We start from the raw sequence: 25,867 nt of genomic DNA, 5'->3' as shown, positions 1-25,867 counted from the left end.
GCGACAGATCCCCCAGGCTCACTCCCCCAAGGCCCAATCACTCAGGCTCATTCACCCCATGCCAAAGCTGGCATAGGGGATAAACCACATCACCCGGGCGGATCTCGGCGGCCTGATCGGGCAGTTCCACCAGCCCCTCGGCCCAGCTCAGCCCGGAGATCCGCCCCGACCCCTCGGATTTGAACACTTCGGCCTGCCCCGCGCGCAGCCGGGCGCGCAGATACTCCCGCCGCCCCGGTTTCTTGTTTTTGGAAAACGCCGCTGGCACCTCAAACCCCAAGGGCTCCGACCAGCCCGCCCCCGCCATCAGCCCCATCGCTGGGCGGGCAAAGATCAGCGTGCAGACCAGCGCCGCCACCGGGTTGCCCGGCAGGCCAAAGACCGGCGTGCCGCTCCACATGCCCAGCGCCAGCGGGCGGCCCGGTTTCAGCGCGATCCGCCATTCCTGCATCGCACCCGCCGCGCGCAAGAGCGCCGAGACATGGTCCTCGTCCCCCGCCGAGGCACCGCCGCTGGTCAGGATCACATCCGCCCGCGCCGCCGCCTCATCCAGCGCCTGCCGCAGGCTCTCGCGATGATCCGCAATGCGACCCATATCCAGCACCTGAAAGCCAAACTGCTGCATCAGCGCCAAAAGCATCGGGCGATTGGCGTCATAGATCTGCCCCAACCCGGCCACAGCCCCCGGCTCCACCAGCTCGTCGCCGGTGGAAATCACCGCCACCCGCAGGGGTTTGCGTACCGCAAGCTTCGCCAGACCGGTGGCCGAGGCCAGCGCCAGATCGGCAGGCGTCAACACCCGCCCCGCCGGCAGGATCACCTCGCCCGCCATCACATCCTCGCCCGCCGCCCGCGCATTGGCGCCGCGCTTTAGTGGCCCGTGAAAGGCGACCTGCCGCCCATCGATGCGCACGTCCTCTTCCAGGATCACCGTATCGGCCCCTTCGGGCAGCGCCGCGCCGGTCAGGATACGGATCGCATGGCCCTCGGGCACGACATCCGCATAGGGCACCCCCGCCGCCGCGCGCCCCGCCACCAGCGGCAGCACATGCGGCCCCGCGTCCCGCGCCCCGGCGAAGCCATAGCCATCGACCGCGGAATTGGGCTGCGGCGGGTTGGAGCGCCGCGCCACCGCCTCCTGCGCCAACACCCGGCCCAATGCCTCCGCCAGCGGCAGCGTCTCAACGCCCGTGACCGGCGCCAGCCTGTCTCGCAGCAGCGCCAGCGCCTCCTCCACGGGCGTCCAGCTCACCCCCTGCGGCAGGGCAAAACAATCGTTGCGCAGGGGCGGCGGCGTCACGGTCATTGCGCAGCCTCCGCGTTCAGGCTCAGCTCCGCCGCGATGAAATCGGCAATCGCCCTCGTGTCATCCAGATCAAAGACCGGGCGATCCAGATCCAGCGGGATGTCGGCGGCCACGGCGCGGATGCTGGCATCCTGCGGCGCGATCAGCGCGCTGCCAGCGGCGGTGCGATAGACTTCGATCTTGGGATGCGGCTCCCGCTTGAACCCCTCGATCAGGATCAGATCCACCGGGCGCATCCGGGCCAGCAGCGCGGTCAGCGACGGCTCCGGCGCGCCGCGCAGCTCCTGCATGATGGCGACGCGGTTGGGCGAGGCCAGCACCACCTCCTCTGCCCCCGCAACGCGGTGGCGATGGCTGTCGGTGCCGGGCTGGTCCACATCGGTGCTGTGATGGGCGTGTTTCAGGGTGGAAACACGCAGCCCCCGCGCGGTGAACTCCGCCACCAGCCGCTCCATCAGGCCAGTCTTGCCGTTGTTCTTCCAGCCGGTCACACCATAGAGTTTCATCGCAATAGCCCCTCTGCCCGCGCCAGATCGTCGGGCGTGTTGACGTTAAAGAAGGGATCAAAGGGCGTGGCGTCAAACAGCGCCTCGCGCCCGCCATGCCGGTCGGTCCACAGCACCACCTTGCGCAGCCCGTCGTTCAGCGCCGCCCGCAAATCATCTCGCAGCGCCACCGGCCAGAGACCAAAGGTCGGGTGGCGATTGACGCGGCCACGGCCGCCGGATTTCAGCATCTCATCGCCGCTCTTGGGCGTGGTGGCCAGCACCAAGGGATGCGCCTGCCCCGCCGAGGCCGCGACCAGCCGTGCCACCAGATCGGTGGGAAAGAACGGCGTGTCGGCGGCGGCGGTGACAATCGCCTCCGCCCCCTGCTCCGCCGCCCAGTCAAGCCCCGCCAGCACCCCGGCCAGCGGCCCGGCAAAGCCCTCGATACTGTCGGCAATCACCGGCAGGCCCAGATCCGCAAACCGCGCCGCATCGCCATTGGCGTTCAGCGCCAGCCCCGCAACCTGCGGCGCCAGCCGATCAACCACCCGCGTCAGCAGGCTCCGTCCGCCAAGACGCAGCAGCCCCTTGTCGCCGCCGCCCATCCGGGTGGCCAGCCCACCTGCCAGGATCACTCCAAGAACCTGTGTCATGCTGCATCCTTTCCACTTGCGCCCAAGCGGCATCGCCGCGCCGCGCGCCGAGCGGGCCTCGATGGCCCCGAGGCGCGCCCCTGCCCCGGGCGGCTCATTCTGCGCTCTTTCGGCGATGTTTCTTCTCTTCCATTGGCACCGCGCCGGGGTCCATGTCACGCAGCAGGCGTTCTTCGCCCGCAAGGCAGACAAACCGCTGCCCGCGCATCCGGCCAATCAGGGTGAGGCCGATCTCCTGTGCGATCTCCACCCCCCAGGCGGTAAAGCCCGAGCGCGAGACCAGCACCGGAATGCCCATTATCGCAGTCTTGATCACCATCTCCGAGGTCAGCCGCCCGGTGGTATAAAGGATCTTATCTGCCGCCTCGACGCCCTCCGACAGCATCCAGCCCGCGATCTTGTCCACCGCGTTGTGGCGGCCCACATCCTCCATATAGACCAGCGGGCGATCCTGATGACACAGCACCGTGCCATGGATCGCTCCGGCCTCCAGATAGAGCGAGGGTGTGCGGTTTATCGTAGCGGACAGCGCATAGAGCCAGGAGGTCTTTACCTCGACCGGCGGCAGCGTAACCCCCTCCAGCCCGGCCATCATATCGCCAAACACCGTGCCCACCGCGCAGCCCGAGGTGCGGGTCTTCTTTTGCAGCTTTTCCTCATGCGAGGTCTCGACCTCGGTGCGCACCACCACGGTCTCCACCTCCTCGTCGTAATCAACGCGGGTCACCACATCAGTTTCCGACAGCATGCCCTGATTTTTCAGAAACCCCAGCGCCAGATATTCCGGGTAATCGCCAATGGTCATCGCCGTGACGATCTCCTGACGATTGAGGTAGATGGTCAGCGGGCGTTCCTCGACCACCGAAATCTCGGTGGCTTGCCCCAGGTGGTCGGTGCCGCGCACCACACGGGTCAGCCGGGAATTGCCCGGATCAGGAGCAATTACGTAGTTTTCCGACATTGGATCCAATTTCGCCAATTGCCAAGCTCCTCCAAGACGCGTAGCCATACACCTGTTAACTTAAGGGCCGGGCATGGCAATCTCCACCACGAAATCCGCCTTTTGGAAAGGCCTGCGCGACAGCGCCCCCTTTGTTTTGGTCTCGGGCCCCTTTGGGTTGCTCTTCGGGGTGCTCGCGGCAGAGGCCGGCCTGCGCGTCGGAGAGGCGATGTCCTTCTCGCTGGCGGTCTTTGCCGGATCGGCGCAGTTCACCGCCTTGCAGCTGATGCAGGAACACACGCCGACACTGATCGTGCTGATTTCCGCCCTGGCCGTGAACCTGCGGGTGGCGATGTATTCCGCCTCGCTGACGCCTTACCTCGGCGATGCGCCCCTGTGGCAGCGCGCCTGCGCCGCCTATCTGACGGTGGATCAGGCCTATGCGCTCTCGATGATCGAATTTGAGCGTCGCCGCGACTGGGGCACCCGCGAGCGGATGGCCTATTTCTTTGGCACCAACGGGCTGGTCGCCCCGGCCTGGATGGCCGCGACGCTGACCGGCGCCTGGGTGGGGGCGGCAGTGCCGGATAATCTCGGGCTCGACTTCGTGCTGCCGATTGCCTTTCTGGCGATGATCGGCCCGATGCTGCGCACCCCGGCCCATGTGGTCGCCTGTTTCACCGCCTGCGCAGTGGCACTGCCTGCCGCCTTCCTGCCCTATAATCTGGGGCTGATCGTGGCCGGACTGGCGGGCATGATGGCCGGCGCACAGGCGGAGCTTTGGTTTGCACAGCGCCAGCAAGAAATCTCACCGGAGGCGCCGGAATGAGCGAGACCGCCATGGCCTTTGACCGCACAACCCTGTGGATCGTGATTGCCGGGCTGGCGATCGGGAGCTTTGCGCTGCGCTTTGCCTTTATCGGGCTGGTCGGCAACCGCGCCATGCCCGACTGGCTGATGCGGCATCTGCGCTATACGGCGGTGGCGATCATCCCGGCGCTGGTCGCGCCGCTGGTGGTCTGGCCCGCGCCCACTGACGGCGCGCCGAGCCTGATCCATTTTTCTGCCGCCGCCCTGACCCTGGCCGTGGCAGTGCTGACCAGAAACGTGCTGATCGCCATGGTCAGCGGCGCCACAAGCCTTTGGGCGCTGATGTATTTTCTGGGATGGCGCTTACGCCGCCCGCCTCACCTAGGCTCAGGACCCGTTCATCCTGCGTCAGTTACCGGTTCCGGCGGCGGCGTTCAGCTTGGCGTTGGTCTGGGCCAGTCCGGCCTTCAGATCGTCGCTGTCATTTTCATAATAGGTGTCGGTTTCCACCCCCGGGATCTGCGCGAACTGCTCTTGCAGCTTCACCGGGTAGTAGGTCACCTTGATCTGCTCAAACCCCGGGATCCGGCTCAGGATATTCGAGGTGGCATTGGCGCAAAACGCCCCCGGCACGCGGCCGTTGGTGGTGACCAGCTGATAGGCCGCCTGCGCCTGCTCCGGCGTCAGGTCGACCTTTTGCGATACCACATGGAAGGTTTCCCGCGCATGGGCGCCGCGATAGGCCTGATAGAGCCGCGGGGTGATGCCATAGAGCACATCCTCGCGCTCCGGCACGATATCGGCATAGAAGGACCCCGCCGGGTCAAAGATCACCTGCTCGGAGGCATTGACCATCAGCGCCGTATGGGCGCCCGCGCCGCTGCGGTTGTTGACCACGGTGATCAGCGTCATCGAGGGATGCGCCGGGTCCCGATAGGCCGCCTGCGCTGCCGCCTCGGGCGAGGCATCCGGCCGGTCAGGCTTTTGTGCACAGCCCGCAAGTGCCGCGCAGAGCGCAAGAATAAGGATCGGGGTCCGCATCAGTAAACGCTCCGCGCAATTTCGTCTGTCAGAACTGCAATAGGTCTCGGCTTAGCTGGCAAATACCGCCAGGAAGATCCCGAAACACACCAGGAAGATGCAGAAGCGGGAGACAAAAGTCATGAAGCTGTTGAAGGTTTGCTCCTGAACGGAGGTATCCATGGTGCCGTGCTTGTGTTCAGCCATTTGAATGGTCCTGTTCGCGTCTTTTCACTTGCAGGCGGTGATACTGGATTTCTAAACCGCTGTCACCACCTCTATCGCCTCAGTTCTGCCATCCCGAAGGGCACTGTTGCAGCGACCCCAGGATATCAGCGCCCGCCCCCCTGGCAACGCGCATAAATTGTATCAACAGGCCTGACCCATTGTTTCGTACGCGAAACATCAGGTCAGCATCACTGACCTATATCGGCGACCCGATTGCCTGCCTGACCCCGGAATTCACCCCGTTCAACACATGCCTCACCGGCGGGGTGAAACAGAAACCGGGGCGCTCCCGACCCTTTGTGCATGAGGCAAAGCCTCCCGCAAAAGCGTTGGGCCCGGCAGGGGCGGCGCCGAAGGCGCCGCCCCTGCCCCCGGCGATTTGCAAAGCAAAGCGCAATCCCTCCAGCCGGGCTCTCTTGTGTCGCGCCGCTAGTTGGAAGCGGCGCGCAGAACAGGGTCACGCCTGATCTTCCAGCTCCGCAACAAGGCGAAAACCGATCCGCTTGGCCGGCTCCTCCGGTTTGGGCTTTGTCATCGCGCGCAGAATCACATTGAGCTGGCTCACGTGCTGCACCAGTTGCGTCCGCGCGCCCGCCGAATCGCTTCCGTAGAAGGTCACGATATCGGGGTCGAAATAGCCCATGCCCTCGATCCGCAGCACACCGGCATCGCCCCCGGCAAAGCCCATCGCAACCTCGTGCTCGCCGTCCAGCGTCTTTTCAAAGTTCTGGATATAGAGGATCAGCCGCTCATAGGCCCAGCGCGCCGGGCTTTTCTGTTCTGCGGTGGGCACCTTTTGCATCGGTTCCGGCACGTCCCGCAGCGCTTCGGGCGCATTGGGGTCGCTGTGTACCTCGCGATGACAGGGCAGCGCGGCGGCCTCTGCCACCTCGGCGCTGGTTGCGATCTTGTTGTCCATGGGCAAATCCTCGGGCTGAGCTCTGCGGACAGAGTGGCAGCCTCAGGCGCGGCGGTAAACCCAGGCCTCATCCGCGCGGCGCTCGCGCGTGACCTGGCCGGTGCGGTAGAGGTGATTGACATGGGCCACCGCTTCCACCAGCGCCAGCCCGTATTCCCCGGCTCCGATCTGGCGCTTGAACAGCAGCCCGAAACACTCCGCCGCGCTTTTGGGGGTCTCCAGGTGATCGAGCAGCCGCTCCAGCGCGCCGTGATGATTGTCGATGAGCTGGCGCATGCGCAGGGGCAGCCGGGTAAAGGGCAGCTTGTGGCCGCCCAGCGCCAGATGGTCGGGACGCGCCAGCGCCGCCAGACGCTCGCAGGCCTCCAGCCATTCCGCCAGCGGATCCGCCTCCGGTTCGGTCGCGTAGACACCGATGTTGGGGCTGATCGAGGAGAGCACCTGATCGCCGGTCAGCACCAGATGATCGTCGCGGCTCCAGAAGGTTGCATGTTCCGGCGCGTGGCCGTTGCCCATATGCACATCCCATTCGCGCCCGCCCATGCGCAGCACATCGCCCTGCTGGATCCGGGTGAAGCCCAGCGGCATCGGATAGACGGTATCTGCAAAATTGAACGGCCGGTCGGCCTTGCGCGCGGCATAGATCGCGGGATCCATGCCCGCGCTGCGATAATAGGCCAGGGTTTCCTCGGGCCATTCCTCCTGCACATCCAGCGTCAGCATGCGGGCAAACAGCCAGGCGGTGCGGGTGGTCACAAGCTCGGCGCCATGTTCGGACTGAAACCAGCCCGCATTGCCGATATGGTCCGGGTGGTGATGGGTCACCACCACACGGCCCACGGGTTTGCCCGCCAGGGGGCCCGCCATCAGCTCGGCCCAGATCCGGCGGGTCTTGTTCGACGACATCCCCGTGTCGATCACCGTCCAGCTGTCGCCCTCGTCCAGCGCATAGACATTGACGTGGTCGAGCTTCATCGGCAGCGGCAGGCGCATCCAGAGGACGCCCTCGGCCACCTCGATGGCCTCGCCCATGGCGGGCGGCTCTTCCCAGGGGGTGCGCGGTGCGACGTCAGCGACAGAGACCATCAGCTTGCCAACTCTTCAACCGTCAGCGCAAAGGCCCCGGCAGCGCCTTCGCGCGCATGGGTCAGATAACCCGCGTGCTGGGGCAGCATCCGCTTGATATAGAACCGCGCCAGTTTCTCGCGCGCGCCCCCCCGGTCGGCCAGCGCCGCGGCGAGGTGGTAGTGCCCGCCCAGAACCCGGGCAAAGGCCATCAGATAGGGCACAGCGCCAGCAAAACGGTCCTGCATCTCTGCCTCGACCAGCCAGTCGGTGGTCTCGCGCAGGGTCTCGCAGGCCTGCCAGACCGCTTCGGCCATATTAGGATGAGTCGGGCGGGCGCGCTCGGCCTGTTCCTCGATCTCGTCGATCAGGCGGTTGGCCATTTCGCCGCCATCCATCATCTTGCGCCCCACCAGGTCCATGGCCTGAATGCCATTGGTGCCCTCATAGATCGCGGTGACCCGCACATCACGGTAGAATTGCGCCGCACCGGTTTCCTCGATGAAGCCCATGCCGCCATGCACCTGCACGCCCTGTTCGGCGACGCGGATGCCGGTCTCGGTGCCGAAGGCCTTGGAGATCGGGGTCAGGAACGCGGCGCGGCTCTTCCACTCCGCCTCGCCCGTGGCGCTGCCCATGTCGATGGCGCTGGCACAGGCCAGCATGATCGCCCGGGCGGCAAAGACATCGGCCTTCATCTCCATCAGCATGCGGCGCACATCGGCGTGGTCGACGATGGTGCCACTGCCATCCGCCACCGGGGTGCGGCCCTGCTTGCGCTCCAGCGCATAGGCCAGCGCATGTTGATAGGCCCCCTCGGCCGCGCCGATGCCCTGACCGCCGACGCCAAGCCGGGCGTTGTTCATCATGGTGAACATGGCCGCCATGCCGCCGTGTTCCTTTCCCACCAGCCAGCCGGTGGCCCCGTCATATTGCATCACGCAGGTGGGCGAACCATGCAGCCCCATCTTGTGCTCCAGGCTGACCACGCTCAGATCATTGGCCTTGCCCGGGTTGCCGTTTTCATCCGGCAGGTATTTCGGCACCAGAAACAGCGAGATCCCCTTGGTGCCCGCCACCCCGTCGGGCAGCCGCGCCAGCACCAGATGGCAGACGTTCTCGGTGAAATCATTATCGCCCCAGGAGATGTAGATCTTCTGCCCGGAGACCGCATAAGTGCCATCGCCATTGGGCTCGGCCCGGGAGCTGAGCGCGCCGACGTCCGATCCCGCCTGCGGTTCGGTCAGGTTCATGGTGCCGGCCCATTCGCCGGAAATCAGCTTGGGCAGGTAGAGCTGTTTCAGCGCGTCAGAGGCGTGATGCTCCAGCGCCTCGATCTGGCCCTGGCTCATCAGCGGTGCCAGTTGCAGGGCAAGGCAGGCCCCCGCCATCATCTCGTTCACTGCGGTGGTCAGCGCCATCGGCAGCCCCATGCCACCAAACTCGGGCGCGGCGCTCATGCCGATCCAGCCACCGGTCGCGATCGCCTTGTAGCCCTCGCCAAACCCGGGCGAGGTCCGCAGCACGCCGTTTTCCAGATGCGCCGGGTGCAGATCGCCATTGCGTTGCAGGGGCGCCAGCACCTCGTCGCACATCTTGCCGGCCTCCGACAGGATCGCCGCCATCACATCGGCGTCAGCCTCTGCGAATTTTTCGGTGGCGCTGATCTGGTCAAAGTTGAGGATCTGTTCCAACAGGAACTGGTGGTCGGATGCGGGCGCACGAAAGCTCATGGGCGGGGCCTCTTTCTGGTCTGCGGGCGTCTGATCAAGACAGGGGCGGCGGGGCACCGGAGGCGGCAACGCGGTCGCTTGGCATTGCCACCACACTCGGGTATTTACTGTGCTTTGGCTATTTTCGTAAACAGCTGCCGTATCCGTGCAATCAAAACGCCGCGTCACCGGGGCAAGTGACGGTACGGCCACCCCGTTCAGACGCCCCAAGGCCGCGCTATGACAGAGACCCATCATGAAACGGAATTGCTGACGCCTTCGCCCGAGGGTTTGGCCCGCGCGGCTGCGCTGCTGCGCGCGGGCGCGCTCGTCGCCTTTCCGACCGAGACGGTCTATGGGCTTGGCGCCGATGCCCGCAATGGCACGGCGGTGGCGGCGATTTATGCCAGCAAGGGGCGGCCCAGTTTCAACCCGCTGATCGCCCATGTGGCCGATGTGAGCGCGGCGCAGGCGCTGGTGGAGTGGAACGCCTGGGCCGAGACACTGGCAGCCGCCTTCTGGCCCGGGCCGCTGACGCTGGTGCTGCCCCTGCGCGCGGGTCATGGCGTGTCGCCGCTGGTGACGGCGGGGCTGAGCACGCTGGCGGTCCGGGTTCCGGCCAAGGCCTGCGCCCGGGATCTGCTGGCCGCGTTTGGCGGCCCGGTCGCGGCGCCCTCGGCCAACCCCTCGGGCCGGATCAGCCCCACCACCGCCGCGCATGTGGAGGCAGGCCTTGGCGGCAGGATCGCGGCCATTCTGGACGATGGTCCCTGCGGTGTCGGGGTGGAGTCCACCATCCTCGGTCTGGCCGGCGAGGCGCCGATGCTGCTGCGCCCCGGCGGCCTGGCGGCGGAGGAGATCGAGGCGGTGCTGGGCCAGCCGCTGGCGCTGCGCGACGCTGCCGATCCGCTCTCCGCGCCCGGGCAGCTGCTGTCTCATTACGCGCCCCGCGCCAGCGTTCGGCTGAACGCAGGGAGTTTCGCGCCGGGCGAGCTTTCGCTGGGGTTCGGCCCTGGCAGCTATGATCTGAACCTGTCGGAAACCGGCGATCTGGCAGAGGCCGCCGCCAATCTCTTTGGTCACCTGCACCGGCTGGACGCGCAGGGCCAGCCTATCGCCGTGGCGCCGGTGCCGGAGCGGGGTCTTGGGGTTGCCATCAACGACCGGCTGCGGCGCGCGGCGGCTCCCCGCTAGACGCCCGATTGCGGCACGGGGAGGATGCGAGGCTCTGCCTCGCGCTCCGGGATATTTGGAAAAAGATGAATATCGGAGCCACTCTGCGCCGCGCCAGCGGCGCCGGGCCCAACGGGAGCGCCTGCATCTTGATGCAGGTTGCGACGGGCGGGAGAGCCCCCGCCCCGGCGGCCTCAGGCGCGACCGGCATCCATGGAGAGGTTCAGCGGCGTCACGCCAAGGCTGGCCAGCGCCGCCTCCCATTGCTCCTCTGCCGGGTTGGAAAAGATCGTCTCTGGCTCGGCGTCGGCGGTCAGCCAGCCGTTCTGGGCGATTTCCTCTTCCAGCTGCCCGGCGCCCCAGCCGGCATAGCCCAGCATCACCAGGAATTGCTCGGGGCCGCGCCCTTCGGCGATGTCTTCGAGGACATCCAGCGTCGCCGTCATGGAAAATCCCGGCTTCACCGCCAGGGAATTCACGCTGGAGACATAGTCATCGGAATGCAGCACAAAGCCGCGCTGGGTTTCCACCGGCCCGCCGAAATGGACCGGCACCCGGCCTGCCTTGGGTTTGGTCTTGATGTCGAGCTGGTCGAACAATGTCCGGAGCAGCACCCCGGGGGCGAGCTTGTTGATGATCAAGCCCATCGCCCCTTCGTCGCCGTGCGAACACAGAAAAACCACCGAATTGTCGAAGCGGGGGTCCCCGATTCCCGGCATTGCGATCAGCAACTTGCCTGTCAGTTCCATATAGCTGCCTCTGTTGCGGCGCGTGGCCCTTGGGATCAGCATGACGCGGCAGGCGCGCGGTTGCAACCCCGCCACGCAAGAGGGAGAGACACCGCGATTGTCACGTTTGGGTGACAATCGCGGCGTCTCTCCGGGATGTGACTTGGCTTTATCGCCCGATCTGGCGATAGCAGGAGCCATGACATCCTTGTTGCGCCCTTTGCTGAGCTCTCTCACGCTGTTGATCGCGGCCCTTGTGGCTGCTGCCGCCCCGGTTCAGGCCGGGGGTCTGGATCATGTCGCCCGCATCGAGGTGCTGGACGGCGGGCCCAGCAGTGACGGGCGCTATCTTGGTGCCTTGCATCTGCGGCTGGAGCCGGGCTGGAAGACCTATTGGCGCGCGCCGGGGGATGCCGGTATTCCGCCACGGTTTGACTGGCGCGGATCGCGCAATGTGGCGGATCTGCGCATCATCTGGCCAACGCCCGAAGTGTTCCAGACCTCGGGGTTTCGCACCATTGGCTATCATGACGAATTGATCCTGCCGATCGAAATCACCCCCCGCACCCGAGGCGCGCCAATCCGCCTGAAGGGCGAGATGGAGCTGGGCCTGTGCAAGGATATCTGCATCCCTTCGGCGCTGCGGTTTGATCATCGGGCCGATCTGGACGCTGCCCGCAATCCGCTGATCAGCGCCGCGCTGGCGTCGCGGCCCTATTCGGCGGCGGAGGCCAAGGTGCGCGGCGTCACCTGTCGGCTCTCGCCCACCGCCTATGGCATGAAGGTTTCGGCCCGCATCGCCATGCCCTCTGCCGGGGCGACGGAAGTCGCGGTGATCGAGGGCGACGGGCTGCGGATGATGGCGGGGGAGACCAAATCCTGGCGCGAGGGGCGGGATCTGATTGCCGAAGCGGAGCTGCTGCCCACCGGCGAGGGGCCATTGACGGTTGACCGCTCGGCGCTGCGCTTTACGGTGCTGGGCACATCGCATGCGGTGGATATCCGGGGCTGCACGGCGGGCTGAGACCTGCAACATGCGCGCTGCCCGCACCGCTGCCGACTGCCCTGACCCAAAGGCCCGCCGCGCTTATGAGCACTGACACCCCCCTATTGCCCCGCCGCCCCGTTCTGGGGGCTTTGGCGGTTGTCTGCGCCGAGATCGACGGCGCTGACAGCGTCATCCTGGTCAAGCGGAAGAACCCGCCCAATGCCGGCACCTGGGGCTTTCCCGGCGGTCATGTGGAGCTGGGCGAAACCGCCGCCGAGGCCGCCGCGCGGGAATTGCAGGAGGAAACCGGCGTGGTGGCGGAACCGGGTGCCCAGCTGATGACGCTGGATGTGATCCCGCGCAATGCGGATGGCAGTGTCGGGGCGCAGTATTTCCTGGTCGCGACGCTCTGCCATCATGTCTCTGGCCAGCCGGTGCCCGATGATGATGCGCTGGAGGCCCGCTGGGTGTCGGTGGCGGAGATGGAGCATCTCGGGCTTGAGCTGCTGGACCGGGTGGCAGAGCTGGCGCGGGTGGCTCAGACCCGCTGGCGCGACAGCCCGCGTATGCCGCCCAGCGCGCCGATCACATAGGTCACAAGCGCCAGCACCGCCAGGCCAGAGAGGCAGAGCAGCAGCGCTGCTTTCATCGGGGCCATATCGGCCAGCCCGGGCAGCGCCCGCAGAAACAGTCCGTTCAACGCGCCGGTGATCATGGTCTGGCCCAAGGTCACCGCCAGCCAGCCCAGCTGTGCCAGCACGCTCAGCCCCATCAAGGCCCGCAAGCCGCGCGCGCCCCGGTGTTGCCCGGTCTGCAACGCGCGTTTCACCGATTGGATCGGGCGCGCGATATCCGCCTGAATCGCCAGCAGGGCGGGAACCACCAGAAGCACGAGGAACATGCCAAAGCCCAGCCCGTAGACCAGCGTGATCACCGTCGGTTTCAGGAATTGCGCCTGCTGCGAGGTCTCGTACATCAGGGGCGCGAGGCCCAGCACCGTGGTCAGCGTCGTCAGCATCACCGGCCGCAAGCGGTCCGCCGCGCCGTCGATGATCGAGGGGATCAGCCCGCGCTCCTTTGCGTAATCGTCGATGGTTGAGACCAGAACGATGCTGTCATTGATGATGATCCCGGTCATGCCCAGAAGCCCCACAACCGTGAACATGCTCATCGGCAGATCCCACAGGTGGTGGCCCCAGATGGTGCCCACCAGACCAAAGGGAATGATCGCCATCACCACCAGAGGCCGCGTCCAGCTGGAGAAGATCCAGCAGAGCACCAGATAGATTCCGGCCAGACAGAGCACCAGCCCGTTGCCCGCATCGCTGAGGAATTCATCCTCCTGCTCGCTCAGCCCGGCGAGGCGGAATTCCACCTGCCGTTCCTCGGCGATCTTGGGCAGGATCTCTGTTTGCAGCGCTTCCATGATGGCCTCGGCCTGAACCGGGTCGTCCTCGGAGATATCGCCGGTGACGGAGATCAGCCGGACGCCGTTTTCCCGCCGCACGGTGGAAAAGCCGGTGCGCTGGCTGACGGTGACGATATCGGCCAGCGGCACGTAAATGCCGGAGGGTGCGCGCATCCGGGTGCGTTCCAGGAAATCCGCCGTCAGCTCGCCCTTGGGCAGCTCCACCCGGATCTGCGCCGAGCGCGGCCCGTCCGGGTAGGTGGCGGCCTCGATCCCGTTCAGGCGCTGGCGCAGGGCGCGGCCCAGCCCGTCGATGGTAAAGTTCAGCGCCTGGCCCTGCGGGGTCAGATCGAGCACCAGCTCTTCCTTGTCATAGGCGAGGGTATCCTCCACCGCCGAGACCTCCGGGTAGCGCGCCACGGCGGTCTTCAGATCCTCGGCGGCGGCTTTGAGCGTGGAGACATCGGCGCCATAAAACTGCACGTCCAGCGCGTCACCGCCGGGGCCGGAACGCCAGCTGCGGAAGGAGACCACCTCGGTCAGGGGCAATTGCACCAGCCGCTTTTGCAGCTCTCCGACAAAGGCAAAGCTGGAATAGGGGCGCAGGTCGGCGTCGATCAGCTCGATCGCGAGGCCGCCCAGAAGATCGCTGTCCTTGGTGTCGGTTCCGGCCAGACCGCGGCCGGTGTTGCCGCCGACCTCGGCCATGACGAAATCAACCGGGTTGCGGCCATAGCGCGCCTCATACTCGGCGCCGAGTTCCTCCACCGCGCGCTGGAATTCGCGCATCTGCTGCAAGGTATCGGCGCGGCTGGCGCCCTCCACCATGGCGAAATTGCCCGAGATCGACGCCCGCTCCGGCGCGTTGAAGAACCGCCAGGTGACATCGCCCCGGATGAACAGCGCCATCTGGCTCGCCAGGATCACAAAGGCCCCGGCGACCACCACATAGCGCGCCCGCACCACCCCCGCCATCAGCGGCCGGAACAGGTGATCGCGGCCCCAGCGAAAGCCCCGGTTCACCACACGGCTGGGCGCGTCATACCAATGCTCTTCCTTGCTGTGGGTCAGCGCATGCGCCATGTGGTTGGGCAGGATCAGGAAACATTCCACCAGGCTCGCCCCCAGAACCGCGATCACCGTATAGGGGATATCCGCGATCAGCTCGCCAAAGCGCCCGCCGATGATGGTGAGGCCAAAGAAGGCGATGATGGTCGTCAGCGTCGCGGCAAAGACCGGCATCGCCATGCGCCGGGCGGCCCGTTCCGAGGCGGTGACCGGGTCCTCGCCCAGGCGGCGGGCGCGAAAATCCGCGTGCTCGCCCACCACGATGGCGTCATCCACCACAATCCCGAGGGTGATGATCAGGCCAAAGAGCGAGATCATATTGATCGTCAGCCCGCCCATATACATCAGCGCAATGGCGGCAAACATCGAGGCCGGAATGCCCGCCGCCACCCAGAAGGCGATGCGCGCATTGAGGAAGAGGAACAGAAGCACCACCACCAGCGCCAGCCCCATCAGCCCGTTGTCCACAAGGATATCGAGCCGCCCGGTGATCGCCTCGGCGCGGGTGCGGATGAGCGAGATCTTCACCCCCTGCGGCAGCGAGAGGTTCATCTCGTCCACCACCTCCTGCACCTGATGCTGGATCCGAATCGCATCGCCCTGATCCGAGCGGTCCACCCGCACCGACATGGCGCGGTTGTCGCCGACGAAATAGCTGCGCTGGCGGTCCACGCCCTCGACGCGAATCTTCGCCACATCGCCGATGGTCAGCGTCGAGCCATCCGCCTCGGAGCGCAGCACCACCGCTTGCAGCTCGTCGGGGCTGCGTTTCTGGGTGCCGGTGCGCACCCGGGCATTGGCGCCCTCGACCTCGCCCGCCGGGTTGATGTCTACCTCGGCGGCGATGACGCTGGCGATCTCGGCCATGGTGATGTCATGGGCGATGAGCTGGCTTGAGGGGACCTCGATGATGGTGCGCGGCGCGGCAAGGCCGCGGATCGTGGTGCGGGTCACCCCGGCCTGAAACAGCCGCAGGATCAGCTCGTCCGCCAGAAGGCCCAGCTGCTGCGCCCCGACCGGGCCGGTGATGACGATATCGGTGACCCGGTCCCGCCAGACCGCACGCTCCACCTCCGGCTCCTCGGCCTCTTCGGGCAGGGTGGTGACCGTGTCCACCGCGTTTTGCACATCATCCGTGGCCCGCGCCATATCGGTGCCGGGCTCAAAGTCGATGCTGATCTGCGCGCCGCCCTCGCGCGAGGAGGATTCGGTATCCTCGACGCCATCCACCGCCAGAAGCGCCGGTTCCAGCACCTGCACGATGGCGCTGTCCACATCCTCTGGCCCGGCGCCTTCCCAGGTGACCGAGACCCGCACGGTCTCGACGATCACATCGGGAAAGAACTGCGCCCGCATATTGGGAATCGCCGCCGCGCCGCAGATCAACAGCAGCATCAGCACGAGATTTGCAGCCGTGCGGTGACGGGTGAAATAGCTCAGGATGCCATGGGCCTTTTCCGTCGAGTGCTCTGCCATCTGGGTCACCTGTTGTCGCCGCTTGGGGCGAGGGGGCATGGGGGAAAGGGGGCGTATGGGCGGGCTCAGCCGCCCTTATTCTCTTCGATCTGCAAGACCAGCGCGGCCGGAACCCGGGGCTGTTCCAGCTGCGCCAGAACGCGGGCCTTGGCGGATTTTGGCATCTGGTCGTTGCCTGTGACCATCGCCACCAGGCGCTGCCGTCGCTCCGCGCTGAGCTCGATCAGCTCTGCATCCTCGGTGACGGCGGCCTCAGCGCCATTGGTGAGCGGGCGCACCTTGATCCCGGCGCCCAGCAGCGGCGTGCGCCCGGTGACAACCCGGGCCCCGTCAAGCCCCGCCCCGCGCACGAGGATATCATCGCCCTGTCGGCGTACCAGCTCGACCGGCAATTCCTCCAGCCGGTTGTCCTCGCCCAGAACCAGCACCGTCTGGCGCGCATCCATGGCCGAGGCCGGCAGGCGGGCCAGACCGGCAATCGCGGGTTCGCGCACGGTCACGGTGACAAAATCGCCGGGCTTGAAGCCGGCGGTGCGCTCCATTCGGGCATAGATCAAACGGCCCGACTGGCCGTCGCCAACCGCGCCGCTGGCCCGCGCCAGGGTGCCGGGCGCGCTGATCCCCGCCCCCGCCGCATCCAGCCGCACGGTGACCGGCGCCGGGATCAGCCGCCCGCTGTCGTCCAGCAGCCGGGCGTATTGGGTGGTGGAGATGCGAAAGGCGACCTCCAGCTGATCCGGGTCCACCAGCTCCGCCAGGATTTCATTGCCCGCCACCAGACGCCCCTCCACCAGCGAGACCGATTGCAGCGTGCCGGTAAAGGGCGCGGTGATGCTGGTGTCGTTCAGATCGCGCTGCGCCTCGTCCAGTGCGATCTGCGCCCGTGCCACCAAGGTGCGCGCCTGATCCACCCGCGCCTCGGCCTGGCTGACGGCCTGACGCCGGGTCAGCACCGCCTGACGCGCCTGGGTGGCGGTGAGCTCGGCGGCTTCGACCGCCGCATCGGTGCCGACACCGCGGGTTTTCAGATCCACCTGCCGCTGATAGGCGCGCTCTTGCAGATCGGCCTGCATCTGCGCCGTTTTCAGCTCGTCGCGGGCCAGATCCAGCGCCCGCGCCGCATCGCGGCTCTCGGCCTTGGCATCCATCATATCCGCATCGGCGCGGTCCCGCGTGGCCTGGGCATCGGCTGTGTCGATCTCGACCAGCGTGTCGCCCGCCTGCACCCGCCCACCATCCTGAAACCCTTCGGCCAGCCGGACCACACGGCCCGACACCGCCGCGCGGAGCTCCAGCGTGCGGCGGCTTTCCACATGGCCAAAGCCGACCAGTTCGGGGTGTTCTTCGCCCAGCACTGCCGTCACCACATTGACCGCAAAAACCCGCTCTCGCGCGGGCGGCGCCCGGTGCTCCTCAGAGAGGCTGGCCTGAATGGCGGAGCTGATCAGCTGCGCCGCATAAAGCACCAGCGCCGCCGACAGCCCGAGCAAGAACAGCCCAATCACGCTATGACGCAGAAATCGCATCCAAATCCCTTTCATCGGGCGCCACATGAAGCTGCCCTGGCTGCGGGCAGTGTACCACGCCCATACCCATTATACGCTTATACGTGCCGTCGGATCACTTCCGTCGCAAATGTTCGTCAAGTCTGGGCATTATTTCCACGAAATTGCAGGGCAGATGGCGATAATCGAGCTGTTTTTGCAAAATCTCGTCCCAGGCATCCTTGCAGGCCCCCGGGCTGCCGGGCAGCGCAAAGAGATATGTGCCCCCGGCCACCCCGCCAGTGGCCCGCGACTGCACTGCCGAGGTGCCGATTTTCTGCATCGACACGATGGTAAAGACGGTGCCAAAGGCGTCGATTTCCTTCTCGTAGACATCGCGATGCGCCTCCACCGTGACATCGCGCCCGGTCAGCCCGGTGCCGCCGGTGGAAATCACCACGTCGATGTCGGGATCCGCGATCCAGGCGCGCAGCTGGGCGGCGATTTCGGCGCGCTCATCGCGCAGGATCATGCGGTCAGCGAGCGTGTGACCCGCCGCCTGAAGCCGATGCACCAGCAGCTGACCGGAGCGGTCCTGCGCCAGGTCGCGACTGTCAGAGACGGTGAGGATGGCGATGCGAACCGGGATAAACGCTTTGCTGTCGTCGATGCGGGACATGGCTGTCAGGCCCTTTCCATAAGCGCAAGCCTCAGCGCGAGGCCGGCAAAAATTCCACCGGTGATACGGCTCATCCAGCGCGCGGCGCGGCCCTCTCCGGCAAACAGGCGGCGGGCGCGACCGGCAAAGATACCAACGCCACCATTCACCAGCACGCCGCCAAGCCCGATGATGGCGCCAAAGACCAGAAACTGCCCCAGCACCGATCCCGCCTCGGGGCGGACAAACTGCGGCACAAAGGCGAGCACAAAGAGAATCACCTTGGGGTTGGTCAGATTGACCATCAAACCGGCCCGAAAGGCGCGCGCGGCGGGCACCAGCTGGCCCGGCGCCTGCGCGCCACCGGGGCGCATGATCGCCCCCCAGGCCAGATAGAGCAGATAGCCCACGCCGAGCCAGCGGATCGCGTCAAACAGCGCCGGTTGCGTCGCCACCACGGCCGCCACCCCAAGCCCCGCCAGCGCCACATGCACCATGCCGCCAAGCGCAACGCCAAGGCTGGCGGCGACGGCCGGGCGCGGACCGGAGCGCAAGCCCTGACCGAGGCAGAACATCATATCCGCCCCGGGGGTGATATTGAGCGCCAGCGCGGCGGGAACAAAGGCGGCAAGGGTGGTCAGGCTGATCATGCGGCGACCTCGAACCAATTGGGCCGGGGGCCAAGGTTGGCGCAAGAGGTCGCGCCGATCTGGCCGCGATAGCCCCAGCAGTCATGCACATGACCATAGACCGCGAGTTTCGGCTGCACCTGGCTGATGGCGTCGCGAATGCTTTTCGAGCCAATCGACAGCCCCGCAGAGGTCACATCGCCCGCGCCCCTGGGCGGGGAATGGGTGATCAGTATGTCGGCCCCCTCCATCCCGGCCAGTTCCCGCGCCGCGTCTTCTTCCGAGAGATCATAAGACCAGGCGCCAAAGGGGGTCTGCGGGATGCCGCCGCCCAGCCCGAAGAGGCGCAGCCCCCCGACCTCGGCCGCCTGCCCGTGCAGCACGGTCATAGAGGGCAGCGCGCAGCTGCGCAGTTCCTCGGCGCTTTCGGCATTTCCCGGAACCACCACGGTGGGGGCGCTGAGCCCCGCCAGCATCTCCATCGCCCGCGCCAGCCCCTTGCGCATATTGCAGAAATCCCCGGCGCCAATGATCAGATCCGCCGCGCCGCTGGCGGCCACCAGATCGGCGGCCAGATCCTCGGCCAGATGCAGGTCGGAAAACGCCATGATTTTCATGTCAGCCTCTCCCTAGTTCAGCGCGCTCAATCGCGCCTTCAGCTCCAGAAGATCCGCCCAGGCCTGCCGTTTGGCATGTGCCTGCCGCAAGAGATAGGCCGGGTGGAACATCGGGATCACCGGCTTGCCCCAGGCCTCTGCCCACTGGCCCCGCAGCCGGGTGATGCCGCGTTTGCCCAGCACCGCCTGACAGGAGATATTACCCATCAAAACAAGCACATCCGGCTGCGCCAGCGCCACATGGCGCTCAAGGAAAGGCACCAGCATGGCGATCTCGGCGGGCAGCGGGTCGCGGTTCTGCGGTGGCCGCCAGGGCAGCACATTGGTGATATAGACGTTCTGCTCGCGGCTCAGGTCAATGGCGGCAAGCATCTTGTCCAGAAGCTGCCCGGCCCGGCCCACAAAGGGTTTGCCCTGCAAATCCTCCTCGCGGCCCGGCGCTTCGCCGATGATCATCACCCGCGCCCCGGCCTGCCCGTCCGAGAACACCAGATTGCGGGCGCCACGTTTGAGATCGCAATGTTCGAACTGTTCCATCGCGGCGCGCAGCGACGGCAGCGCATCCGCGGATCTGGCCGCCTTGGTCGCCTCGGCCACCGGATCCACCTCTTTGGGTTTGACCGGCGCGGGCGGCGCCTCCGTGCCAGTCGCGGCGCGCGCGGCCGCCTTAGGCTTTTGGTCTTCCAGCGCGTAGCGATCCACGGGCGCGTCAAGCAGCGCCTCGGTGGCGCCAAGCTCCACCTGCCACTCCAACAGCGCCTTGGCGCTCCAATAATCCAGTTCCGATTCCATGGGGCTAACCTAGCCCTCTCCCGGACAAAGGAAAACGCCCCATTCGGCGCTTTCATCTTTTCCCAAATATCCAAATTCCGCCGCCGCCCCAAACACAACCGCTGCGGGCCGCCCCACCGCTTGCCCCATAGGCGCGGCCCTCCTATAAGGGCCGAAACAGCGCGGAGTTCGCCCATGCAGCCCCCCTCTTTCGACCAGCGCCACCTTCTCGGGATCGAGCCGCTTCGCCCGCATGAGATCACAGCGATCCTGGATCTGGCGGATGACTACGTGGCGTTGAACCGGCAGACGGAAAAACACTCCGAAGCGCTGGCCGGGCTCACCCAGATCAACATGTTCTTTGAAAACTCCACCCGCACCCAGGCCAGTTTCGAGCTGGCCGGGAAACGGCTCGGCGCGGATGTGATGAACATGGCGATGCAGGCCTCCTCGATCAAAAAGGGCGAAACCCTGATCGACACCGCGATGACGCTAAACGCGATGCACCCCGACCTGCTGGTGGTGCGCCATCCGCATTCCGGCGCGGTGGATCTGTTGTCGCAGAAGGTCAATTGCGCGGTGCTGAACGCCGGCGATGGCCGCCACGAACACCCGACGCAGGCGCTGCTGGATGCGCTGACGATCCGGCGCACCAAGGGGCGGCTGCATCGGCTGAATATCGCGATCTGCGGCGACATTGCCCATTCGCGGGTGGCGCGCTCGAACCTGATCCTGCTTGGCAAGATGGAAAACCGCATTCGCCTGATCGGCCCGCCGACCCTGGTGCCGCAGCAATTTGCTGAGTTCGGCGCCGAAATCTATGACGACATGCGCGAAGGGCTGAAAGACGTCGATGTGGTGATGATGCTGCGCCTGCAAAAGGAACGGATGGACGGTGGTTTCATCCCCTCCGAGCGGGAATATTTCTACCGCTACGGGCTGGACGCGGAAAAGCTGGCGCTGGCCAAGCCCGACGCCATCGTGATGCACCCCGGCCCGATGAACCGCGGCGTGGAGATCGACGGTCAGATCGCCGATGATATCAAACGCTCGGTCATCCAGGAGCAGGTAGAGATGGGCGTTGCGGTACGCATGGCGGCAATGGATCTTCTGGCGCGCAACCTGCGCAATGCCCGGGCCGAGGCGGCGGGCTGAGCGATGACAGCGGTGATCGAGCTTCCCCGGGGTGCACGCGATCAGGTGCTGGTCTTTGCCCTCGACATGCCCCCCGAGCAGGCCAGGTTCCTGCGCGACGAGCCGGGCGCGCTGGCGCAGGTTCTGGGGCTGGAGACGCAGGGCCTTCAGCCCGATATGGAACAGGTGGAGATCTTTCCGGTCTCCGACCTCGAAGAGCTGGGGCTTCTGGGCTATCTGCACGACGGTCTGGGCGTCAGCGAGGATGACCTCTCGGCCCAGGGCATGGCGCTGGACGGGATTTCCGGCTGGGTGCTGATCCTGCGCGCCCGCGCCTTTGATGCCACCTTGCAGCATTCGGACGTGCGATTGGTCCCGGCGCAGAGCCTGCATCTGGTCGCGCGACTGGGCGAGATCAAGACCGACTGGAGCGCGCAGGGACTCATCCCCAGCGCCGCCGCGCAGCCGAGTTTTGACCGCTCCCCCCGCGCCGCCCGCAACAGGGCGCGGCGCATTGGCGCGACCCTGTTTGCGGCGGTGATGCTGCTGCTCTGCCTGCTGATCTGGGTGATTGCCACATGAGCGCCCCCCGCCCGCTGCCCCAACTGACCAAGACAAAGGACCCGGCCCGATGACGACGCTGTTCAAAAACGCCCGCCTGATCGACCCGGAGGCGGGCACCGACGCCCCCGGCGCGCTGCTGGTTCAGGGCGGCGAGATCCTGGCCTGCGACACCAGCGATGCCAGCGGCGCCGCCCTTCTGGCGGCGCATGATCTGCGCGCGGACGAGATCGAGGTGCTGGATTGCCGAGGCAAATGCCTTGCGCCCGGCATCGTCGATATCGGCGTCAAGGTCTGCGAGCCCGGCGAGCGCCACAAGGAAAGCTATAAATCCGCCGGGCTGGCCGCGGCGGCGGGTGGGGTCACCACCATTGTCACCCGCCCCGACACCAGCCCGGCGATCGACAGCCCCGAAACGCTGGAATTCGTCACCCGCCGCGCCCAGGTCGATGCGCCGGTCAATGTGTTGCCCATGGCCGCGCTCACCAAGGGGCGCGAGGGGCGCGAGATGGTCGAGATCGGCCTGATGATGGATGCCGGCGCCGTGGCCTTTACCGATTGCGATCATGTGGTTGGCGACACCAAGGTGTTTTCGCGCGCGCTGACCTATGCGCGCAGCTGCGGCGCGCTGGTCATCGCCCATCCGCAGGAGCCGGGGCTTTCGGCGGGGGCGGCTGCGACCTCGGGTAAATTCGCCGCCCTGCGCGGCCTGCCTGCGGTCTCGCCCATGGCGGAGCGCATGGGGCTGGACCGCGATATCGCGCTGCTGGAGATGACCGGCGCCGCCTATCACGCCGATCAGATCACCACCGCCCGCGCCCTGCCCGCGCTGGAACGCGCCAAGGCCAACGGGCTGGACATCACCGCCGGGACCTCGATCCACCATCTGACCCTGAACGAACTCGACGTCGCCGACTATCGCACCTTCTTCAAGGTCAAGCCGCCGCTGCGCTCCGAGGATGACCGGCTGGCGGTGGTCGAAGCCGTCGGCAGTGGCTTGATCGACATCATTTCCTCGATGCATACGCCGCAGGACGAGGAAAGCAAGCGCCTGCCCTTTGAGGAAGCCGCCGCCGGAGCCGTCGCGCTGGAGACATTGCTGCCAGCGGCGCTTCGGCTCTATCATGCCGAGCTTCTGGACCTGCCCACCCTGTTCCGCGCCATGGCGCTCAATCCCGCGCGGCGGCTGGGGCTGGCCTCGGGTCGGCTCAGCGCAGGCGCGCCGGCGGATCTGGTGCTGTTTGACCCGGATGTGCCCTATGTGATGGATCGCTTTGCGCTGCGCTCGAAATCCAAGAACACCCCCTTTGACACCCAGCGCATGCAGGGCCGGGTGCTGGCCACCTATGTGGCGGGCGATGCCATCTACCGGAGGGATGTCTGATGTGGCCAGCAATTGAAACATCTATGCCCCTGCTGCTGATCTGGGCCGGGATCGGCTATCTTCTCGGCTCGATCCCCTTTGGCATGCTGATCACCCGCGCGCTGGGGCTTGGCAACCTGCGCGAGATCGGCTCCGGCAATATCGGCACCACCAATGTCTTGCGCACCGGCAGCAAGGGCGCTGCCGCCGCGACGCTTCTGTTGGACGGGGGCAAGGGCGCGGTGGCGGTGTTGCTGGCGCGGTCCATGGCGGGTGAGGATGCGGCGCAACTGGCCGCGCTTTGCGCCTTTGCCGGCCATTGCTACCCGGTCTGGCTGGGGTTTCGCGGCGGCAAAGGGGTCGCGACCTTTCTCGGGCTATTGCTGACGCTGGCCTGGCCGGTTGGCATCGCCTGCTGCCTGAGCTGGCTTGTTGCGGCGCTGGTCAGCCGGATTTCCTCGATGGGGGCGCTGGGGGCTGCGGTGAGCGCGCCCATCTGGTGCCTCCTGCTGGGCTATCCCGGCGCGGTGCTGCTGGCGCTTGTGCTGGCCCTGATGATCCTGTGGCGGCACAAGGAAAACATCGCCCGCCTGCGCGCCGGGACCGAGCTCAGGATCGGCCAGAAGTAACCCGCAGCGGCGCGGCCCGCGCCTGCCCGGCCTGCCAGGGGCGCCCCCCTGTCAGACGCCGCCAAGACCAACAGTGGCAAGAAAAAGGGGCGTCCCAGCGGCGCCCCCTTTTCACATTCTCTCATCCCGTCTGATCAGTAGCTGTAATCGCCATAGATCCGGGTCAGATCCCCATTCCAGTCGCCGTGGTAGCGCTCCAAAAGCTCGTCGGCGGGCACCTTGCCGCTTTCCACGCTTTCCTTCAGCGCATTGAGGAAATGGGTCTCATCCGGGATCAACCCGCCCGCGCCGGGACGGGCCCGCGCCTTCAGCCCGCTTTCGGCGATCTCCAGCACCTCTTTTGCCAGCTCATGCATCCGAATGCCGCCGACCTCGGCCTGAAGCCCCGCAACCGCCGCCTCGACGCGCAGGTTTTCGCGGGTCTCCGCATCCCAATCCTTGACCAGATCCCAGGCCGCATCGAGGCTGGATTGATCATACATCAAGCCGACCCAGAAGGCCGGCAGCGCGCACAGACGCCGCCAGGGGCCGCCATCAGCACCGCGCATCTCCATGTATTTCTTGATCCGCGCCTCGGGAAAGGCGGTGGTCAGGTGATCGGCCCAATCGCTGAGGGTCGGCATTTCACCCGGCAGCGCGGGCAGCTCGCCCTTGAGGAAATCGCGGAAAGACTGGCCCAGCGCGTTGATGTATTTTCCGTCGCGGTAGACAAAATACATCGGCACATCCAGCGCATATTCCGCGTAGCGCTCAAAGCCCATGCCATCTTCAAACACAAACGGCAGCATGCCGGTGCGCGCATCATCCAGGTGCCGCCAGATATGGCTGCGCCAGGATTTCATGCCGTTGGGTTTACCCTCAAAGAAGGGCGAATTGGCAAACAGCGCCGTGGCCACCGGCTGCAAGGCCAGCGCGACGCGCAGCTTTTGCACCATATCGACCTCGGAGGCGAAATCGAGGTTCACCTGCACGGTGCAGGTACGGCGCATCATCGAGCGGCCCATGGTGCCGACGCGCTCCATATAGTCGTTCATCAGCTGATAGCGCCCCTTGGGCATCAGCGGCATTTCCTCGTGCTGCCAGATCGGCGCGGCACCAAGACCGATGAAGCCCACGCCGATCTCGTCGGCGATGTCCTTCACCTCGCGCAGGTGGGTGTTCACCTCGTCGCAGGTCTCGTGGATGGTCTCCAGTGGTGCGCCCGAAAGCTCCAGCGCGCCGCCGGGCTCCAGGCTGACATTGCCCATGCCCTTGGTCAGGCCGATGAGCTTGCCACCCTCCGTGACCGGATCCCAGCCGTGACGATCCCGCAGCCCCTCCAGCACCGCCAGAATCGAACGCGTGCCCTCATAGGGCAGCGGTTTCAGCGTGTCCTTGCAGTAGCCGAATTTCTCGTGCTCAGTGCCAATGCGCCAATCGGCGCTCGGCTTGCAGCCGGACGCCAGATATTCCGCCAGCTGTGCATGGCTTTCGATCGGTCCGCCGCCGGACTGGGGAATGGACATGAGGAGGCCCCCTTTGGTGGTCGCCGCCGGTGGCGGGCGACGCATTTCTGACAAAGGGCCCAGGGCCCGGGTTTCAACTGGTGCTGCGAAATGCCGCCCGTGTCAATGCAAGCGGTGTCAATGCAAGCGATGCAGGCCTCGCGGCTCCGGTGTTCGCTGCCATATCACGACCTGATGCGGGCCTTTATGATGTAGTTCACTTAACATACGTTCTGTTTTCAATCCCGGCAGGCTGGAAAACACATCAAACAGCGCATCGGCACCGCTGGCCGTCACCGGGATCGCCAGGGGCGCCTGGCCGGGTTGTTCGAGCACCCAATGCGAGGGGCGCGCGGTGTGATCCAGCCGCACCATCTCGATTTCAGATCGCGCCACGACGCCACCGGTGAGCGGGCCGAAATAGCTGATCTGCCCTTCGGTGACCTGCACCACCCCCGGCCCGCCGGACCCAAGCCGAAACCGCATGCGCTGCGCCGCGACCACCGCCAGCACCACCGACAGACAGACGCAGGCCCAGCCCGCAACCGCATAGGA

26 protein-coding genes and 1 pseudogene are annotated in these 25,867 nt (G+C 66.1%); 9 read left to right on the top strand and 18 right to left on the bottom strand.

The features are described 5' to 3' along the window. Window positions 1–37 precede the first annotated feature (37 nt). From glp to HCZ87_RS03505, 4 genes are all read right to left on the bottom strand, one after another. Window positions 38–1,306 (bottom strand): gephyrin-like molybdotransferase Glp, encoded by a 1,269-nt coding sequence (gene glp, locus HCZ87_RS03520; RefSeq protein ID WP_167642391.1) that lies wholly within the window; start codon window positions 1,304–1,306, stop codon window positions 38–40. Continuing rightward, window positions 1,303–1,812: a molybdopterin-guanine dinucleotide biosynthesis protein B gene (gene mobB / locus HCZ87_RS03515; RefSeq protein WP_167642390.1), complete on the bottom strand. Its 510-nt coding sequence runs from the start codon at window positions 1,810–1,812 to the stop codon at window positions 1,303–1,305. Before mobB ends, glp begins: the two co-directional genes overlap by 4 nt. Further along, complete coding sequence (gene mobA, locus HCZ87_RS03510; RefSeq protein WP_167642389.1) at window positions 1,809–2,447, bottom strand: molybdenum cofactor guanylyltransferase MobA; 639 nt, start codon at window positions 2,445–2,447, stop codon at window positions 1,809–1,811. Before mobA ends, mobB begins: the two co-directional genes overlap by 4 nt. A 94-nt stretch (window positions 2,448–2,541) precedes the next feature. Next, window positions 2,542–3,426: a formate dehydrogenase accessory sulfurtransferase FdhD gene (locus tag HCZ87_RS03505; RefSeq protein WP_167642388.1), complete on the bottom strand. Its 885-nt coding sequence runs from the start codon at window positions 3,424–3,426 to the stop codon at window positions 2,542–2,544. A gap of 55 nt (window positions 3,427–3,481) precedes the next feature. On the opposite strand from HCZ87_RS03505, the gene HCZ87_RS03500 reads away from it, so the two are divergent. Together HCZ87_RS03500 and HCZ87_RS03495 are read left to right on the top strand one after the other, a co-directional pair. Continuing rightward, a complete protein-coding gene (locus tag HCZ87_RS03500; RefSeq protein WP_167642387.1) occupies window positions 3,482–4,216 on the top strand; it encodes an AzlC family ABC transporter permease in 735 nt (244 codons plus the stop codon). Beyond that, window positions 4,213–4,554 (top strand): annotated as a pseudogene (locus HCZ87_RS03495) (AzlD domain-containing protein); the annotation flags it as partial. The gene HCZ87_RS03500 and the pseudogene HCZ87_RS03495, both read left to right, overlap by 4 nt. Before the next feature lie 51 nt (window positions 4,555–4,605). Here the strand turns inward: HCZ87_RS03495 and HCZ87_RS03490 are convergent. The 5 genes from HCZ87_RS03490 to HCZ87_RS03470 all read right to left on the bottom strand — a co-directional run bounded on the left by HCZ87_RS03490 (window position 4,606) and on the right by HCZ87_RS03470 (window position 9,162). After that, window positions 4,606–5,238, bottom strand: coding sequence for a hypothetical protein (locus tag HCZ87_RS03490; protein WP_167642386.1), 633 nt, complete (start codon window positions 5,236–5,238; stop codon window positions 4,606–4,608). A gap of 51 nt (window positions 5,239–5,289) precedes the next feature. After that, window positions 5,290–5,424 (bottom strand): aa3-type cytochrome c oxidase subunit IV, encoded by a 135-nt coding sequence (locus HCZ87_RS03485; RefSeq protein WP_167642385.1) that lies wholly within the window; start codon window positions 5,422–5,424, stop codon window positions 5,290–5,292. 478 nt (window positions 5,425–5,902) lie between these two features. Next, window positions 5,903–6,364: a DUF6173 family protein gene (locus tag HCZ87_RS03480; protein WP_167642384.1), complete on the bottom strand. Its 462-nt coding sequence runs from the start codon at window positions 6,362–6,364 to the stop codon at window positions 5,903–5,905. Window positions 6,365–6,406: 42 nt separating this feature from the next. Next, window positions 6,407–7,450 (bottom strand): MBL fold metallo-hydrolase, encoded by a 1,044-nt coding sequence (locus tag HCZ87_RS03475; protein WP_167642383.1) that lies wholly within the window; start codon window positions 7,448–7,450, stop codon window positions 6,407–6,409. Next, window positions 7,450–9,162: an acyl-CoA dehydrogenase gene (locus HCZ87_RS03470; RefSeq protein WP_167642382.1), complete on the bottom strand. Its 1,713-nt coding sequence runs from the start codon at window positions 9,160–9,162 to the stop codon at window positions 7,450–7,452. Before HCZ87_RS03470 ends, HCZ87_RS03475 begins: the two co-directional genes overlap by 1 nt. A 219-nt stretch (window positions 9,163–9,381) precedes the next feature. Here HCZ87_RS03470 and HCZ87_RS03465 point away from each other — a divergent pair, with 219 nt between their 5' ends. Further along, window positions 9,382–10,335, top strand: a complete 954-nt coding sequence (locus HCZ87_RS03465) for an L-threonylcarbamoyladenylate synthase (protein WP_167642381.1) — start codon at window positions 9,382–9,384, stop codon at window positions 10,333–10,335. A gap of 173 nt (window positions 10,336–10,508) precedes the next feature. Here HCZ87_RS03465 and HCZ87_RS03460 read toward each other — a convergent pair whose 3' ends face one another. Then, window positions 10,509–11,063, bottom strand: a complete 555-nt coding sequence (locus tag HCZ87_RS03460; RefSeq protein WP_167642380.1) for a YqgE/AlgH family protein — start codon at window positions 11,061–11,063, stop codon at window positions 10,509–10,511. Between the two features lie 178 nt (window positions 11,064–11,241). Between HCZ87_RS03460 and HCZ87_RS03455 the strand changes: the two genes are divergently transcribed. Together HCZ87_RS03455 and HCZ87_RS03450 are read left to right on the top strand one after the other, a co-directional pair. Then, window positions 11,242–12,066: a protein-disulfide reductase DsbD domain-containing protein gene (locus HCZ87_RS03455; RefSeq protein ID WP_167642379.1), complete on the top strand. Its 825-nt coding sequence runs from the start codon at window positions 11,242–11,244 to the stop codon at window positions 12,064–12,066. Window positions 12,067–12,131: 65 nt separating this feature from the next. Further along, window positions 12,132–12,623 (top strand): NUDIX hydrolase, encoded by a 492-nt coding sequence (locus HCZ87_RS03450; protein WP_167642378.1) that lies wholly within the window; start codon window positions 12,132–12,134, stop codon window positions 12,621–12,623. On the opposite strand, the gene HCZ87_RS03445 is transcribed toward HCZ87_RS03450, so the two are convergent. The 6 genes from HCZ87_RS03445 to HCZ87_RS03420 all read right to left on the bottom strand — a co-directional run bounded on the left by HCZ87_RS03445 (window position 12,569) and on the right by HCZ87_RS03420 (window position 20,162). Beyond that, window positions 12,569–15,982: an efflux RND transporter permease subunit gene (locus tag HCZ87_RS03445; RefSeq protein ID WP_167642377.1), complete on the bottom strand. Its 3,414-nt coding sequence runs from the start codon at window positions 15,980–15,982 to the stop codon at window positions 12,569–12,571. The two genes, HCZ87_RS03450 and HCZ87_RS03445, sit on opposite strands and share 55 nt — an antisense overlap. A gap of 65 nt (window positions 15,983–16,047) precedes the next feature. Beyond that, the gene (locus HCZ87_RS03440; protein ID WP_167642376.1) at window positions 16,048–17,508 is read right to left on the bottom strand and encodes an efflux RND transporter periplasmic adaptor subunit; all 1,461 of its coding nucleotides are present in this window, start codon (window positions 17,506–17,508) and stop codon (window positions 16,048–16,050) included. Window positions 17,509–17,602: 94 nt separating this feature from the next. After that, complete coding sequence (gene moaB, locus HCZ87_RS03435; protein WP_167642375.1) at window positions 17,603–18,145, bottom strand: molybdenum cofactor biosynthesis protein B; 543 nt, start codon at window positions 18,143–18,145, stop codon at window positions 17,603–17,605. Window positions 18,146–18,150: 5 nt separating this feature from the next. Further along, window positions 18,151–18,774 (bottom strand): LysE family translocator, encoded by a 624-nt coding sequence (locus tag HCZ87_RS03430; protein ID WP_167642374.1) that lies wholly within the window; start codon window positions 18,772–18,774, stop codon window positions 18,151–18,153. After that, the gene (locus tag HCZ87_RS03425) at window positions 18,771–19,370 is read right to left on the bottom strand and encodes a metallophosphoesterase (RefSeq protein ID WP_167642373.1); all 600 of its coding nucleotides are present in this window, start codon (window positions 19,368–19,370) and stop codon (window positions 18,771–18,773) included. Before HCZ87_RS03425 ends, HCZ87_RS03430 begins: the two co-directional genes overlap by 4 nt. Window positions 19,371–19,382: 12 nt before the next feature. Then, the gene (locus HCZ87_RS03420; RefSeq protein WP_167642372.1) at window positions 19,383–20,162 is read right to left on the bottom strand and encodes a uracil-DNA glycosylase family protein; all 780 of its coding nucleotides are present in this window, start codon (window positions 20,160–20,162) and stop codon (window positions 19,383–19,385) included. Between the two features lie 174 nt (window positions 20,163–20,336). Between HCZ87_RS03420 and HCZ87_RS03415 the strand changes: the two genes are divergently transcribed. The 4 genes from HCZ87_RS03415 to plsY are packed head-to-tail and all read left to right on the top strand — an operon-like array spanning window position 20,337 to window position 23,828. Then, window positions 20,337–21,296 (top strand): aspartate carbamoyltransferase catalytic subunit, encoded by a 960-nt coding sequence (locus tag HCZ87_RS03415; RefSeq protein WP_167642371.1) that lies wholly within the window; start codon window positions 20,337–20,339, stop codon window positions 21,294–21,296. A 3-nt stretch (window positions 21,297–21,299) separates the two neighbouring features. Then, on the top strand, window positions 21,300–21,857 hold the full coding sequence (locus tag HCZ87_RS03410) for a hypothetical protein (protein WP_167642370.1): 558 nt from the start codon (window positions 21,300–21,302) through the stop codon (window positions 21,855–21,857). A 49-nt stretch (window positions 21,858–21,906) separates the two neighbouring features. Next, window positions 21,907–23,220, top strand: coding sequence for a dihydroorotase (gene pyrC, locus HCZ87_RS03405; protein WP_167642369.1), 1,314 nt, complete (start codon window positions 21,907–21,909; stop codon window positions 23,218–23,220). Beyond that, window positions 23,220–23,828 (top strand): glycerol-3-phosphate 1-O-acyltransferase PlsY, encoded by a 609-nt coding sequence (gene plsY, locus HCZ87_RS03400; protein ID WP_167642368.1) that lies wholly within the window; start codon window positions 23,220–23,222, stop codon window positions 23,826–23,828. The genes pyrC and plsY overlap by 1 nt, the downstream gene beginning before the upstream one ends. Window positions 23,829–23,962: 134 nt before the next feature. Here the strand turns inward: plsY and HCZ87_RS03395 are convergent, their stop codons facing one another. Both HCZ87_RS03395 and HCZ87_RS03390 read right to left on the bottom strand, forming a co-directional pair. Then, complete coding sequence (locus HCZ87_RS03395; protein ID WP_167642367.1) at window positions 23,963–25,333, bottom strand: glutamate--cysteine ligase; 1,371 nt, start codon at window positions 25,331–25,333, stop codon at window positions 23,963–23,965. A 117-nt stretch (window positions 25,334–25,450) separates the two neighbouring features. Further along, the coding region (locus HCZ87_RS03390) for a hypothetical protein (protein ID WP_167642366.1) at window positions 25,451–25,867 on the bottom strand (417 nt) is incomplete at its 5' end.

It is taken from the genome of Phaeobacter sp. HF9A (assembly GCF_011806385.1).
Taxonomy (GTDB): Bacteria; Pseudomonadota; Alphaproteobacteria; order Rhodobacterales; family Rhodobacteraceae; genus Epibacterium.
The sequence above is the reverse complement of the archived record's forward strand: the minus strand, read 5'-3'. Positions and strand labels throughout refer to the sequence as shown.